Source organism: Ensifer sp. SSB1 (assembly GCF_016652895.1).
Classification (GTDB): domain Bacteria; phylum Pseudomonadota; class Alphaproteobacteria; order Rhizobiales; family Rhizobiaceae; genus Ensifer.
The window spans coordinates 1-13,432 of the sequence record NZ_JAEPRP010000193.1 but is presented as its reverse complement, the minus strand read 5'-3'; the positions used below and the strand labels follow the sequence as shown (position 1 = coordinate 13,432).

Annotated in this window: 18 protein-coding genes; 5 read left to right on the top strand and 13 right to left on the bottom strand. The window is 64.0% G+C overall.

Annotation, left to right across the window (positions count from 1 at the left end; genetic code table 11):
• Positions 1-43 precede the first annotated feature (43 nt).
• On the bottom strand, positions 44-268 hold the full coding sequence (locus I8N66_RS31780) for a hypothetical protein (RefSeq protein ID WP_291162712.1): 225 nt from the start codon (positions 266-268) through the stop codon (positions 44-46).
• A gap of 383 nt (positions 269-651) precedes the next feature.
• Between I8N66_RS31780 and I8N66_RS31775 the strand changes: the two genes are divergently transcribed.
• Positions 652-1,152, top strand: coding sequence for a putative metallopeptidase (locus I8N66_RS31775; protein ID WP_291162717.1), 501 nt, complete (start codon positions 652-654; stop codon positions 1,150-1,152).
• On the opposite strand, the gene I8N66_RS31770 is transcribed toward I8N66_RS31775, so the two are convergent.
• Positions 1,149-1,340, bottom strand: coding sequence for a hypothetical protein (locus I8N66_RS31770; protein WP_162768638.1), 192 nt, complete (start codon positions 1,338-1,340; stop codon positions 1,149-1,151). The two genes, I8N66_RS31775 and I8N66_RS31770, sit on opposite strands and share 4 nt — an antisense overlap.
• Before the next feature lie 133 nt (positions 1,341-1,473).
• A complete protein-coding gene (locus tag I8N66_RS31765) occupies positions 1,474-2,379 on the bottom strand; it encodes a LysR family transcriptional regulator (protein WP_113536028.1) in 906 nt (301 codons plus the stop codon).
• Positions 2,380-2,483: 104 nt separating this feature from the next.
• On the opposite strand from I8N66_RS31765, the gene I8N66_RS31760 reads away from it, so the two are divergent.
• Complete coding sequence (locus I8N66_RS31760) at positions 2,484-2,690, top strand: DUF1127 domain-containing protein (protein WP_365888191.1); 207 nt, start codon at positions 2,484-2,486, stop codon at positions 2,688-2,690.
• A gap of 92 nt (positions 2,691-2,782) precedes the next feature.
• Here I8N66_RS31760 and I8N66_RS31755 read toward each other — a convergent pair whose 3' ends face one another.
• The 8 genes from I8N66_RS31755 to I8N66_RS31720 all read right to left on the bottom strand — a co-directional run bounded on the left by I8N66_RS31755 (position 2,783) and on the right by I8N66_RS31720 (position 9,932).
• The gene (locus I8N66_RS31755; protein WP_291162705.1) at positions 2,783-3,364 is read right to left on the bottom strand and encodes a nucleotidyltransferase family protein; all 582 of its coding nucleotides are present in this window, start codon (positions 3,362-3,364) and stop codon (positions 2,783-2,785) included.
• 110 nt (positions 3,365-3,474) lie between these two features.
• Positions 3,475-4,176, bottom strand: a complete 702-nt coding sequence (locus tag I8N66_RS31750; RefSeq protein ID WP_291162703.1) for a Type 1 glutamine amidotransferase-like domain-containing protein — start codon at positions 4,174-4,176, stop codon at positions 3,475-3,477.
• A gap of 44 nt (positions 4,177-4,220) precedes the next feature.
• Positions 4,221-4,619 (bottom strand): hypothetical protein, encoded by a 399-nt coding sequence (locus I8N66_RS31745; RefSeq protein WP_291162700.1) that lies wholly within the window; start codon positions 4,617-4,619, stop codon positions 4,221-4,223.
• Between the two features lie 166 nt (positions 4,620-4,785).
• Positions 4,786-5,211, bottom strand: coding sequence for a hypothetical protein (locus I8N66_RS31740; protein WP_291162696.1), 426 nt, complete (start codon positions 5,209-5,211; stop codon positions 4,786-4,788).
• A gap of 105 nt (positions 5,212-5,316) precedes the next feature.
• Complete coding sequence (locus I8N66_RS31735; protein ID WP_113536023.1) at positions 5,317-5,739, bottom strand: hypothetical protein; 423 nt, start codon at positions 5,737-5,739, stop codon at positions 5,317-5,319.
• 92 nt (positions 5,740-5,831) lie between these two features.
• Positions 5,832-7,775 carry a MacB family efflux pump subunit gene (locus I8N66_RS31730; RefSeq protein ID WP_113536022.1) on the bottom strand — a complete coding sequence of 648 codons (1,944 nt, stop codon included), beginning with the start codon at positions 7,773-7,775 and terminating at the stop codon, positions 5,832-5,834.
• 20 nt (positions 7,776-7,795) lie between these two features.
• On the bottom strand, positions 7,796-9,145 hold the full coding sequence (locus I8N66_RS31725; protein ID WP_291162691.1) for an efflux RND transporter periplasmic adaptor subunit: 1,350 nt from the start codon (positions 9,143-9,145) through the stop codon (positions 7,796-7,798).
• Positions 9,146-9,326: 181 nt separating this feature from the next.
• The gene (locus tag I8N66_RS31720; RefSeq protein ID WP_291162687.1) at positions 9,327-9,932 is read right to left on the bottom strand and encodes a cysteine hydrolase family protein; all 606 of its coding nucleotides are present in this window, start codon (positions 9,930-9,932) and stop codon (positions 9,327-9,329) included.
• 148 nt (positions 9,933-10,080) lie between these two features.
• Between I8N66_RS31720 and I8N66_RS31715 the strand changes: the two genes are divergently transcribed.
• Positions 10,081-10,929, top strand: coding sequence for a LysR family transcriptional regulator (locus I8N66_RS31715; RefSeq protein WP_291162684.1), 849 nt, complete (start codon positions 10,081-10,083; stop codon positions 10,927-10,929).
• A 318-nt stretch (positions 10,930-11,247) separates the two neighbouring features.
• Here I8N66_RS31715 and I8N66_RS31710 read toward each other — a convergent pair whose 3' ends face one another.
• Together I8N66_RS31710 and I8N66_RS31705 are read right to left on the bottom strand one after the other, a co-directional pair.
• Positions 11,248-11,829, bottom strand: a complete 582-nt coding sequence (locus I8N66_RS31710) for a hypothetical protein (protein WP_291162681.1) — start codon at positions 11,827-11,829, stop codon at positions 11,248-11,250.
• Between the two features lie 104 nt (positions 11,830-11,933).
• Entirely contained in the window at positions 11,934-12,113 is a 180-nt protein-coding gene (locus I8N66_RS31705; protein WP_291162678.1) for a hypothetical protein, read from the bottom strand.
• A 161-nt stretch (positions 12,114-12,274) separates the two neighbouring features.
• Between I8N66_RS31705 and I8N66_RS31700 the strand changes: the two genes are divergently transcribed.
• Together I8N66_RS31700 and I8N66_RS31695 are read left to right on the top strand one after the other, a co-directional pair.
• The gene (locus tag I8N66_RS31700; RefSeq protein ID WP_113536015.1) at positions 12,275-12,922 is read left to right on the top strand and encodes a TetR/AcrR family transcriptional regulator C-terminal domain-containing protein; all 648 of its coding nucleotides are present in this window, start codon (positions 12,275-12,277) and stop codon (positions 12,920-12,922) included.
• 55 nt (positions 12,923-12,977) lie between these two features.
• Positions 12,978-13,432: NAD(P)-binding domain-containing protein (locus I8N66_RS31695; RefSeq protein WP_291162672.1), on the top strand; the 455-nt coding region annotated here is incomplete at its 3' end.

Sequence of the window (13,432 nt, the reverse complement as noted above, 5' to 3'; positions counted from 1 at the left end):
TTCCAACTTGTGCCCTCAGGAGAGGGTAGAGGTTGGAACACCATCATTGGACAATGTGGTAGGTTTGAGCGTCGGCGCCTTCGCCATGCCCCAGGAACTGAACTAGGGCAGATAGTAGGTCTTCCGCCATTGCCCGATTTAGCATGACGTGGATCAGTTGGTCGCCGTCTCCCATAAGCTCAAGGCGACCGAGGAGCGGGTCTTTGGAGACCACGTCGATGTGGTTGCCTTGGTATTCTGCGTCGATCGAGTATTCGTCGTCGCCCATGCCGTCACCATCCCATGCAGTTGTCGCAGATAGGGTTATCTGGGTCGGTTGCTTCCCATAAGGGCATTGGGGTTCGACAGTGCAGACATATCGTGTCCGTCCGTGGCTGCCATGATTTGAGCCACGCCTCATTTCTTTCCTCTCGCCGTTTGATGGCGTTGTCACGTCGTTTCAACCCGGCTGCTCGTTCCTTGTCAGTGAAGCCACTCATTGCCCCCTCCATGGCTAAGGCCAGCAGGATTGCGCAGGCATGTAATATAAGCAAGTGGTGAAATGATGCGTCCGCAACCGCTAGCAGCAAATGTCCGACGACATCACCTCACCAGCGTTCGCGCCAGCCGAAGACATGCCAGACTGGGTAGAGGCAACGTTCCTCGATCTTGGTGTCTCCGGTTCACAATCCGGACCACGCTCATCTCGCTCACGCTGACATCGGCTTCCTCGGGACCATCGTCGGCAACAGCAAGAAGGGCCGGCGTGTCATCGGCCAGTGTGAGACAGGATCTCCACAAGGCGCGATGGGCAAGTGGTCCCGCGCTCGTGCCGAGATGCAGGTCAAGCAGTGGTTCGGCCATGTCCCGGATTTCATCATCACGCTGGACGCCGATTACTGCCGAGGCTGTGGTGACGCCGAGTTCATGGCGCTGGTCGAGCGCGAGCTCTATCACGCTGCGCAGGACGTCGATGCATTCGGCGCCCCGAAGTTCAGCCGATCGACTGGCCGCCCAGTCTTCGTCATCCGTACACACGAGGCGTTCGCCGGAGTAGCCAGACGTTGGAGTGCTGCTGGCGTCCGGGCCACGGTCGCAGCCGACCAGAAACCCGAAATCGCCAGAGTGCAGAGCGCGCATGCATGCGGCGCCTGCCAGCTTCGAACCGCTTAGTCCTTATCCGACGTCGCCGACATGTCGCGCAAGACTGCTTCCGCCGCGACTTCGGCATTGCGTCTTGAGCCCGAGATGGTTCCGGATTTTACGAGCTGCTTGCCATCAAGCAGCAGCTGCCAGTTCCATGTGTTCAGGCCGCGTCCTTGGATGCGGAGTTTCAATCTATCGGGATCGTACTTCGTCACGGCTTGCTACTTTGACGGACTTTCACAGAGCAAAGGCCAAACCAAAACTAGACGATGAGGTCAAGAGCTACATCATTCAGGCTCTGGCATGTTTCGACATGCCCGCCCGTGGTCGCTTGGCATTCAAGAAGGGTTAGGACTTGATGTCAGGCTGTCCAAGCGTTGCCAGCGTCTTCAGCTTCGCCAGTGTCTCGCGCAGCGCCCGGTCGAGCCGCTTGTCGCGGCGAAGCACCAGGGCGAAGCGGCGCGAGAGCGGCGGCGAGAGCGGGCGCACCACCAGCCGGTCCCGGTCGGCGGCGCGCAATGCTATTTCGGGGACGAGGGCGGCACCCAGGCCGACGGCGACCATTTCCTTGATGGCATCGACGCTGCCGAGCGCCATCATCGGCCTGGTTGCGCCACCGCCTGACGCCAGCCAGTCATCGGTGATCCGACGGGTGTTGGCGCCCGGTTCGTAGAGGATCAGCGGTCGCTCGGCCAGAATCTCCGGCGTGACGATTTCGGGCAGGTCTGTTCCGGCCGGCGCAATGGCGGCGAAGCGCTCGTCGAAGAGCGGCGTGACCTCGAAGATGCGGCCGGAAACGGGAAGGCTGACCAGCCCGATATCGAGCAGGTTGTCGTCGACCGACCGGACGATGTCGGCGCTGTTGCCGGTCGTCACGGTGATGTCGAGATCGGGAAAGCGGTGCTTGAGGCCGGCCAGGAGCGGCGGCAGCAGGAAGGCGCAAGGGGTGGCGCCGGTGCCGAGCCGCACGCGGCCGAGAACGCCCTTGGCGTGGCGTGCGACGGCCTCGATCGCCTGGCTGGTCGCAGCCTCGATGCGCTCCGCATGGTCGAGCAGTTCGACGCCTGCCGCACTCGGTCGTGCAGTGCGGCCGACGCGCTCGACCAGGCGCACGCCGAGCTGCCTTTCCAGCGCCCGCACCTGCAGGCTGATCGCCGGCTGCGTCAGCCCCAGCCGCTCGGCGGCAGCCGAGAAGCTGCCGAGCTCGGCGACCAGCGCGAAGGTCTTGAGATAGTCGAGGTTGAGGGCACTCATATCAAAGTTTCCCTTATGCTTTGGATATGAATGATAAGCTTCTTTTATGAGAAGTCGAGGCGCAAACTGTACCCATGGTTGGAAACAAAACATGGGTGTTCGACATGATCCGGGAACTCGGCCTCTATCTCGTCGCCTCGCCGCGCTCGCGGTACTGGCAGTTGCAGCAGCTCAGCGAGCTGGACGCGGAGCGCCTCGCCGACATCGGCATCACCGCGAAAGAGGCGCAGGCCGGAAGGCGCAGGGCGGATCCGCTGGCGGTGCCATCGGCCGTGAGACAGAGCCAAGCCGCCCGGGCGGGTGCGATGTGACCTTGCGCGACAAGGCGCCGTTGTCGGCCTGAACGCGATGGGCCGGATGCGTTGGGGCCAGTGCGGCCGGTCAGACGCATGGAGGGCTCGCTTCAACCCGGTTGCCGATCCCAGCTTTCGATCTTCAAGCCCGGCCAACCGGCGCGCCACCGCTCGGCCTTCCGCTCATAAATCTCGCGCGTGATCTGGGCCTTGTTGGCCCGCACGACGAGCGACATCAGGTCGGCAAGGCCAAAGGGTGCTGAGACCTCCAGCCCTTCGCGGGAAGGGCGGACGCCGATGGCGGTCGCTGTCGTCGGGAATGTCGCGATCGCCTCTTCGGCCGAGCCGTAGGGCTCGATTGGATTGCCGAACTTCTCCTCATACCAGAGGTGAACGCGCGCTTCGTTCTTGACGTCGACCCGCACGGGCAGGTCGCAGAACAGGTGTCCGATGCGGGCGGCGTGTCCGGCTTCCGCCTCTTCTGAGAGGTCGTCGCGGTCGAAATAGACGACGTCGATGTCGCTGATGCCATGCGTCGGCGACAAGCCGAAAGCGTGGTTCCAGACGGTCTGCGCGATCGCTCCAGCCACCAGCCATGCGTCCGGCAGGGCAATCTGGTTCCAATGTTCCAGGATCGGAGCGAGTAGCGGGCTCTTCCGAATGATGATCTGCAGACCCAGGTGCTGGCTCATCAGGAGGCTTTCATGCTCGAAGGGGAGGCTCAGGCGGGCGTATTCCATCGGGGGTCGAAGGCCGTCATTGGTGGCCCTGGGGCTACTGTCCACGGTGTAGTCCGGGCCCGTCACGGCATCTGCTCCAGCGTGAGGCCTTCGAGCCTCAGTTCCGCCGATGCCCGCACCGCACCACCCGAGATCCATAGGGGATCGCCGAAACACTCGATCCGCCCGTCCGAAACGACGATGCCTTCGCCGTCATTGCAGGCAACAATCGGTCGCAGCGTCGACAGGCTGTAGCGCAAGAGCGCGGGCAGGTAGCTGTCGTCGTCGCCGAGATGCGGGAAGAACTCAAAGGGCACGAGAGCAAGTGCATCGCCATCCTCGATGTCCTCGGGCCGTTCACCGATAAAGAGCGCGTCGGTCGCGATGGTCGGGGCCATCAGAATGGCGCCAGCGCTGACGCCGATGAGGATGCCGCCGGACCGCGCCCAGTCGCTGAGCTGGCCGAGCATGCCGCTGCGCTTCAACCGTTCGAGAAAACCGCCGGTGTGCCCGCCCGAGAGGTGGATGGCGTCCGAGGCGAAGAGCGCTGCGATGTCGTCTGCCGAATGCGGTTCGTCCAGATCGAAGAACAGCGCGAGATCGAGACCGAGCCGCCTGTAATAGGCCCGGCCGGCGAGGAAGAAGCTGTGGTCCGGTTCCGGCCCTGAGGCGACATAGGCGATGCGGGTTCCGACGCCGTGTGCCTCTATCATCTCCGCGAGCCTGAGGTCTATCGCCGAGCAGGCGGGGAAGATCTGGTCGCTGTAGAGGACGAGGTTGAGCATGTCTTTCCTGTCGTGATCAAGGGGTACAGCCCGGTTTTCTCGGGTTAGCCCGCGATCGCCTTCACCCGGCGGCCGTAACGCCAGATCCCGAGCCAGCTGAAATAGTTGACCAGAAGGGACAGGCAAAGCCAGAGCAGCGGGGTGAGGTCGTCACCGCCTTCGAACTGACCGGCAAATCGCACGACGCTGATCAGCGACAGTCCGCCGAGAAGGATGCCGAGCAGCCAGCTGTAGGGCCGCCAGAACCCGAAGGGAGGGACCTGCAGGTCAAAGGCGTAAGCGACTAGGCCGACCGCCGTTGCCAGCGCCATGATCAGGCTGATGCCGCCGAGGATCTTGATCCCGTATGCCATCTCGTCCCACAGGCCCAGGAGCAGCGTCGCGCCTATGACCAGGCCGAAGGCGAGGCTGAGCACGTAGAAAATTGCAAATGCCTTCCACATCGCGAATCATCCTGAAACTGCGTTGGTACCAGCTTGGGTGGTGACGGGCGCCTTGTCTATCGTTCGGCGGTCGACGCTGTCGCAAGGCCTTACGCCTCGAACGGCCTGCATGCCGCCGGCTCGCGCATTCGTTCACCGGAGTGCATGGTGCGCCGACGTTCCGCCGTTAGCCCATGACGGCCGGCCGCCGCTCCATGCGGCGGCCATAGCGCCAGACGCCGAGCCAGCCGAAATAGTTGAGAAGGAGCAGGAACAACAAACCGAGGGAGGCCGACAGCAGGCCTTCGTCTCCGGGCTGGGGGCTGGTAATGAGCGTGACGAGATCCCAGGCATCGGCCAGCAACGTGTAGAGACACCAGCAGGCGAGAACCCAGCTGAATGGCCGCCAAAATGACAAGGGCGGGACCCTCAGGTCGAAGGCGTAGGCAAAGACGCCTATCATGGCCGCAAATTCCACGGCCAGGCCCGCATAGAACAGGGCTCGGTCGGCGGACGACAGCTGCACGGCGATTTCAGGGGGTAGCGTGACGAAAGCCGATGACAGCATGAAAATGAAAAGCAGCCCATAGAGAACTGCAAAGGCCTTCCACATCGCGATCACTATCTCCCAACCAGAATGCTTCGTCTGTCCTCAGCAGGAACGGGGTCTTGCCGCAGCATCCGCACCAACCTGAAGTAGATCCTGCAACGCCTGCCTCTACCGCGCTTGCGCCGGTTGCTGCGCCATGCGCTGTCCATAGCGCCAGACGCCGAGCCAGCTGAAATAGTTGAGAGCCAGGCCGAGGACCAGCCAGATGAGGTTCGTGACGCCAACGTCGCTTCCGGCCGGGATGGTGGCGAACATCTGTGCGAACCGCACGACGCTGAGCAGCGACACCAGCAGCTGATAGACGCCGATGAGCCAGCTCAGCGGCCGCCAGAGCCCATAGGGTGGGGCATTCAGGTTGAAGGCGTAGGCGACGAGCCCGACGGCGGTCAACAACACCATCACGAAGGCCACGGAAGCCAGGCCAAGGCCGATAGTTGACATCGGCACTGACCGGCCCGCCATGATGTAGCCGCCAAGCAGAACGCCGAACGTCGCCAACAGGCAGTAAAAAACGGCAAACGCCTTCCACATCGCGAATCATCCCCCAAGCGAGCAGTGCCTGCTATCTTGGGTCGTGTCGCGATACTTGTCTACCGTCTGACGGGCAAGAACATCGCTCTTGCCTAGTCCGCGCTCAGCGCCACCGCCGGCTGCAGGCGCGAGGCGTTGCGGGCGGGGAGGAAACCGAAGACAAGGCCGGTCAGGAAGGCGCAGGCAAAGGCGAGCGCCACCGGGCCGAGGGTGAAGGACACGGGCATGCCGAACTGTCCTGCAAGCGCGCCGGTGCCGAGCCCGAGCGCCACGCCGAGCGTGCCGCCGATCGCCGAGACGACCAGCGCCTCGATGATGAACTGCAGCAGGATATCGCGCTGGCGGGCGCCGGTCGCCATGCGCACGCCGATCTCGCGGGTGCGCTCGCTGACCGAGACGAGCATGATGTTCATGACCCCGATGCCGCCAACCAAGAGCGAGATCGCGGCGACCGAGGCGAGGAACAGTTTTAGCGTGTTCGAGGTCTCGGTGAAGGCTTCGCGCACGGAGGACATGTTGGTGATCTGCGTGTCCTGGCGCTTATGGCGCTGGTCGAGCAGCGCCTGGATCGTCTGCTGGGTGATGTCGATCGCCGACCCGTCCTTCACCTGAACGGTGATGGTGCGGATATTGCGCTGGCCGAAGAGGCGGATGCTGCCGGTGGTCAACGGCACCAGCACAACGTCGTCCTGGTCGTTGCCGAAGGAGGTGGCGCCCATTTCGGCCATCACGCCGATCACCTGGAAGGGGATCTTGTTGACCAGCACATATTGCCCGATCGGGTTGTCGCCATCAGGGAAAAGCGTTTTCACGACTGTCTGACCCAGAACGCCGACCGGCGCATAGGTGTCCATGTCGTTCTGGTTGATGAACTCGCCCCTGGCCATCTTCCAGGATTTTGCCGTCGTAAACTGCGGCACGGTGCCGTTGGCGGTGGTCTGATAGTCGATATTGCCGCGGCGAAGGGTGACGGAGCTCGTCATCTCCGGCACGGCGAAGGCGACGTTCGGCACTTCGAGGATCGCATCGGCATCGGCTGGCACCAGCGTCACGTTGCTGCCGCCGGCGCTGCCGCGGAAATTCGCCATGCTTGGCCGCACGACCAGCAGGTCCGAGCCCATCGACGAGATACGGCTCAGAACAGAATCCTGCGCGCCGGTGCCGATCGCCAGCATCGCGACCACGGAGCCGACGCCGATGACGATGCCGAGCAGCGTCAGGATGGTGCGGAAGAGATTGGCCTTCAGCGCCCGAAACGCCATCTTGACGGCTTCGGTGACGTCGGCGATCGCGGCCGAGCCTTCGCTGACATGACGGGCGAGCGCGGCCGCACCCTCGGCATTCACACGCGCTTTCTTGGCGCGGTCGGCGACGATGCGGCCGTCATGGATCTCGATCAGACGGTCGGCCTGTTCGGCGACCTCGCGCGAGTGGGTGATGACGATGACCGTGTGGCCCTGGTCGTTCATGTCGCGGAGCAGCGCCATCACGTCGGAGCCGCTTTGGCTGTCGAGCGCGCCGGTCGGCTCGTCGGCAAGGATCACGCGGCCGCCGTTCATCAGTGCGCGGGCGATCGAAACACGCTGCTGCTGGCCGCCGGACAACTGGCTCGGCCGGTGGTCGAGCCGCTCGCCGAGCTTCAGTGCCTCCAGGAGCGCCTCGGCGCGGTCGTGCCGGTCGCGGGCCGACATGCCGGCATAGACGGCCGGTACTTCGACATTCTCCTTCGCGCTGGCCGTCGGGATGAGATTGTAGCTCTGGAAGACGAAGCCGAAGGTGCGACGGCGCAGCGCCGCCAGTTCGTCGGTGTCAAGGTCCGCGACACTTTCGCCGTCGATCAGGTAGTCGCCGCCGGTCGGCTGGTCGAGGCAGCCGAGAATGTTCATCAGCGTCGACTTGCCGGAGCCGGACTGGCCGACGATCGCCACGAACTCACCCGCTTCGATATCGAGCGAGAGGCCATGCAGGACCTCGACGGCGAGATCGCCGTTGAAATAGGTCTTGCTGACGTGTTTGAGCGAAATGAGCGGGGACAAGGCCATTCTCGGGAACCGCCTCAGAACATCGGCGGCATGCGCATGCCGCGCTGGCTGCGGCTGTCACGGGCGTTGCTGCCGCTGCCGGAACCGGTGGTCACGACGATCTTTTCGCCTTCCTCCAGGCCGCTCCTGATCTCGGCGCTGACGCGGTTGCGGATGCCCACTTCGACTTCGCGGGTTTCGAGCGCACCGGAGGCGGTGACGACGGTCACCTCTGCCTTGCGCGGCTCGCCGCGGGCGCCATCCGTCTGGTTACCCCTCTGGCCGTCGCGCCGGCCGCTGCCCTGGCCCGTGGCTTCGCCGGTGCCTTTGGCCGGGTGGCTGAGCGCAGCGCTCGGCACGATCAGCACGTCCTTGGCGGCGGCCTGCACGAAGAACACTTGCGCGCTCATCGACATCATCAGTTCGCCTTCGGGATTGGGCACGTCAAAAAGCGCGTAGTAGAGCACGACGTTGTTGGCGGTGTCTGGCATCGGCTGGATCTGCCGGAGCTTGCCGACGAAACGTTTGCCGGGCTGGCCGAGCAGGGTGAAATAGGCATCCATGCCCACCTTCAGCCTGGTGACATCGGCCTCCGACACCTGCGCCTTGACCGTCATGGTCGAGAGGTCGGCGATGGTGACGATGGTCGGCGTCGTCTGGTTGGCGTTCAGCGTCTGGCCTTCCTTGGCCGGATTGGCGACGATGGTGCCGGTCATCGGCGCATAGATCTTGGTGTAGCCGAGGTCGACCTTGTCGCCGGCGAGCGTCGCCTGCTGCTTGCGGATCTGCGCCTCGATGGCGTTGACGTCGGCTTCAGCGGCGGCGAGGTCGGCAATCGCCTGGTCGAGCGTCGACTGCGCCACGCTTTTGGTTTCGACCAGATTCCGCTGGCGGTCGATATTGGCCTGCTTGAGGACGAGTTGCGCCTTCTTGGAGATGAGCTGGGCCTGAAGATTGGCAAGCTCGGCCTGGTCGATCTCGATGCGGTTTTCGATCGTTGCCGGGTCGATTTCGGCGACGAGCGCATTCTGCGTGACCTTGTCGCCGATCTCGACATGCAGCGCCTTCAACTGGCCGGAGACCTGCGCGCCGGCATCGACGGATTTGACCGCATCGAGCGTGCCGACGGCGGTGACGCTGTTTTCGATATCGCCGCGCATCACCACATCGGTCACCATGGCCGCCGTCGCCGGCTCCTCGCCATAGCGCGTCCAGCCGTAGTAGGCCGCACCCGCGACCGCGAGCACGACCGGAAGCCAAAGCCAGGAGCGCGAGCGCCGCTTGCGTTTCACCTTCTTGACCGCACCGGGAATGAAGGTGACGTTGGGGGCCGCCTCGTCGCGGGGCGTGGTGTCGGCTCGCGCCGTCTTGGCTGTCTTGTTCATCGCTTGCGCCTAACCGGCATCGTCGATGCCAAAAATGGATAGGTCAAAAATAGAAGCGAATGGACGCGGCGAAAAGCATTGAGATCATTATATTTTCGTAATCTTCCTCAGCCGCCGGACAAACAACGGGGCGTCCAGCTTTGCCGGACGCCGCATGTGTCGCTTGCGAATGACTGATCTGTCAGCCGCCCGAGCCAACCAGGGCGGCGACGTCGACGACGGCGCCGTGGTGGTCGGCAAGGCCCGCAAGCTCGGCCTCATGCAGGGCACGGGCGGAAATCGTGCCGGCCGCCGACGGCAGGTCGCGGGTGGTGCAGGCATCGGCGGCAATGGTGATGCCGTAGCCGAGATCCTTGGCGGCGCGTGCAGTCGAGGAGACGCAATTGTGGGTCATGAAGCCGGCGAAGATGACCGGCGTACCGGCCGGACCGATGATTTCGGCAAGGTTGGTGTCCGAGAAGGCGTTGGGCCGCGGCTTCTCGACGACGGCTTCGCCTGGCAGCGGGGCCAGCGCATCGACGATCGCGCCGCGATGTTGGGCCCGGTCGAACACGCCGCCGGCAGCACCGCGATGGGCGACATGGATGATCTTCGCGCCGGCGGCCCGGGCGGCGACCAGCAGTTGCCGCGCCTTTTCGATCGCCGCTTCCGGCTCGACCAGGCGCACGGGGCCGGAAAGATATTCGTTCTGGTAGTCGATCAGGACCAGCGTCGCCTGCCCAAGCGGCGGCGGGGTGAGCGTGACGCCGGCGAGCGTGAAGAGGGTTGCGGGGGCGGAATCGGACATCGGAAGGCTCCTTGTTTGTGCGGATGGTGGAGGGCGGGTCGGTGGAAGGTGGCCCTGGCGTTGGTTTGTCGAAGCGGTCTGTCTATGGGCTTGATCCTAGCGGCTGCGTCGGTGCAGAGTGATCCGAATTTTTCGGAGGGAAATCTGCATGAATGCAGGGTCATGGGCGGATCTCGAACTGCTCGATCACCTGGTGCGCGGCGCAACACTCAGCCAGGCGGCGCGCTCGCTCGGTGTCGACCAGACGACGGTGTCGCGCAGGCTTTCGGCGCTGGAGCGGCGGGTGGGCGCGGCGCTCTTCGACCGCATCGATGGCCGGCTGACGCCGACGCCGGTGCTGGCCCCGGTTGTCGAGCGGCTGAGGACGATCTCCGAGGAGGCGTCGCTGTCGCTGGCGACGCTCTTGCGGCGAACGGCGGAGCTGAAGGGCCAGGTGCGGGTGACGAGCATCGGCTTCGTCTTGAGCGCCATCCTGGCGCCGGCGCTGTCCCGCCTCGAACAGCGCCATCCGGGCCTGACGCTCGATCTCATCGCCGACAACCAGATGCTGAGCATCGAGCGGCGCGAGGCCGACATCGCCATCCGCATGGCGCGCACCGGCGAAGACACCGTGCGGGTGAAGAGCCTCGGCACGCTCCGTTTCCGGCTGTTCCGGCCGAAGGGGCAGGGAGACGGCCCTTGCCCGGTCGTGCGCTATGGCGCAGCGCTGGCGCATGTGCCGGAGATGCAGGCGCTGACAAGGGTGCGGCCGGAAGCCCGGGTGGCGCTGACCGCCGACAAGCTCGAAATCCTGATCGAGGCAGCCCTTTCGCTCGGTGCCGAACTGATGCTGCCGGAGGTTTCAGGCGCCCGTGATCCGCGTTTCGAAGCGGTGGACGAACCGGATGCCGCCGCCGAGCGTCCAGTCTACCTGATGATGCATCCCGAGCGCGCGCGAGTGCCGAGCGTGGCGGCGGTCGCGGCCTTCATCGAGGAAGCGGTGCGCGGGTGGCGGTAGGTGCGGGGGGCTGAGGAACGTTCAACAAGATCTGCCCCTCACCCTAACCCTAACCCTCTCCGCGCAGGCGGGGAGAGGGGACGTGAAGGACGGTTGCATCTTCACGTGAGGTAACTGTCGGCGAACGCGCTCGTGCCGAATGGAGCCTTCCTGCGGGATCCGCTGATGTTTGATTTTTGAGGCAAGCGGGCGCCGTATGCTTCCTTCGCCCCGCTTGCGGGGAGAAGGTGCCGGCAGGCGGATGAGGGGCACTCGTTGAACTATGGCCTAGCGAATGCCCCAATGACATCGACGTTTCCTGCGGTCGTCATTCACTGATCAAATTCGCGGCGATAAGTCCTTCATCACAGCATCGAGCGCCCCGGATGCGGCCACGTCAACGCACCGGATGTTGGCGGCTCGGGCGACCTCCAGCATCTCTCGGTTGTCGCGGACCGAGCGTTCGATGAATTTCTCGACGATCCCGGCTTTCTGCTCGTACGCTTCGTCACGGCGCGCTTCATCCATCATCCGCCGGCGCAGGAAGTCGTCATCCGCGTATAGGAACAGGGCGGTGACGCTGCCGGGGTCGAGCTCAGCCACATATTCCGGCCTCAGCGCGGCCCCTTCGAGCACAAACGGCCTTGCGACTTGGCGATGGCTGTCGATGATCTGGCGAATGCGCGGCCACATGTTTTCGTGGTGCACCTTCAGGAACCAATGGATCGTCTCGTCCGTCAGGCTGGCATAGTACTCGGTCACCTGCGGGCGCACCGACGGCCATGGCCTGCCGGGATGGCGGCCGAGCGCGTCCGTCGAGATCAGTTCACGACCGAGTAACCGTGCCAAGGTCCCGGCAAATGTCGATTTGCCGACATGCGAGCTTCCTCCAATCAGAATACCAGGGGTTGGCTGCTGCATGCGTTGAACTCCTTCACATGATCGAGTGATCTGTTTTCCCGGGTCAGGCCTCTTCGGTATGTCGCTTTCACAGCTGACGGCATTCGCGCGGGCGGCGCATATACTCAGCCCCAGGCGACGTAAACGAAGCGGGCAGGCGCAAGCGCCCCGCCAAGACCGGCTAGCCCCCAGAACCACGCAGCGATCGCGTCTCTCTCGCGCCGCGAGCGCCTGGCCACGTTGATGCAGGCCGCGACGAAGAAACTCACGACAATCAGGATGTATGCCTTGTGAACGGGCGGCACCGTCGACCTCTCTCCGGGTTGCGCCGCCAGCCTATTGGCTCTGGCTTTCGCCGTCACCGCCGAAATTTTGCCTGCTTATGAGAATCGTCTTGACGCCCCAGAGACGCTTCACTAGAAGAATGCGAACCGTACCGTACGGTACTGATCGGGAGCGAGGCGACGTGCAGATGGCTGTGGCGATGAGGGAGGCGAATGCCGGGGAGGGGCTGACGGAACGTCAGGGCGCCGTTCTCGAGCAGGCATTGCGTCTTCTGGTCGACGGCGGCGAAAAGGCGCTGACGACGGCCGGCATCGCGCGGGCTGCCAATTGCTCCAAGGAAAGCCTCTACAAGTGGTTCGGCGATCGCGACGGGCTGATCTCGGCGATGATCGGCTTCCAGGCAAGCAAAGTGCGCACGCAGGATGTTGCCGCCCGCACGCTCGATTCCGAGAGCCTGCGCGGCCATCTCATCACCTTCGCCAAGGACTTGCTGGAGGTGCTTGCCGGCGACGTGTCGCTGGCGCTCAACCGCCTGGCGATCGGCCAGGCGAGCCGCGACGGCTCCAAGCTCGGCCACATGCTGCAGGAACGCGGGCGCCGGCAGATCGGCCGCCGGGCGGCGGCGCTGCTCGAGGCCGGCCGCAAGGCAGGGCTGTTGACGTTTGACGATGCCGACGAGGCTTACGGCGCACTTTACGGGCTGATCGTCTCCGACTGGCATCTGAAGATGCTGCTCGGCGAAGAGGCCGGCGAGATGAAAAAAGGTTTTGGCCGCAAGGCGGAGCAGGCAGTTTCAGCCTTCCTCGCGCTTTACGGTACGAAAGGGTAACGGCGGGGCAATCCTCGTCTCAAGCAACTGAAAAGCAACGGGAAGGACCACAACAATGCGCGTCTATTACGATCGTGATGCCGATATCAACCTGATCAAGTCGAAGAAGGTCGCCATCGTCGGCTACGGCAGCCAGGGCCGCGCCCATGCGCTGAACCTGAAGGATTCCGGCGCCAAGGAAATCCGCATTGCGCTGAAGCCGGGCTCGGCAACGGCTGCCAAGGTCGAGGCCGACGGTCTCCAGGTTCTTTCGGTTGCGGAAGCTGCCAAGTGGGCCGACCTCATCATGATGGCAACCCCGGACGAACTGCAGGCCGAAATCTACAAGGCTGAAATCGCCGGCAACATCCGTGACGGCGCTGCGATCGCCTTTGCCCACGGCCTCAACGTTCACTTCGGCCTGATCGAGCCGAAGGCTTCGCTCGACGTCGTCATGATCGCGCCGAAGGGCCCGGGCCACACGGTTCGCGGCGAATACCAGAAGGGCGGCGGCGTTCCCTGCCTCGTTGC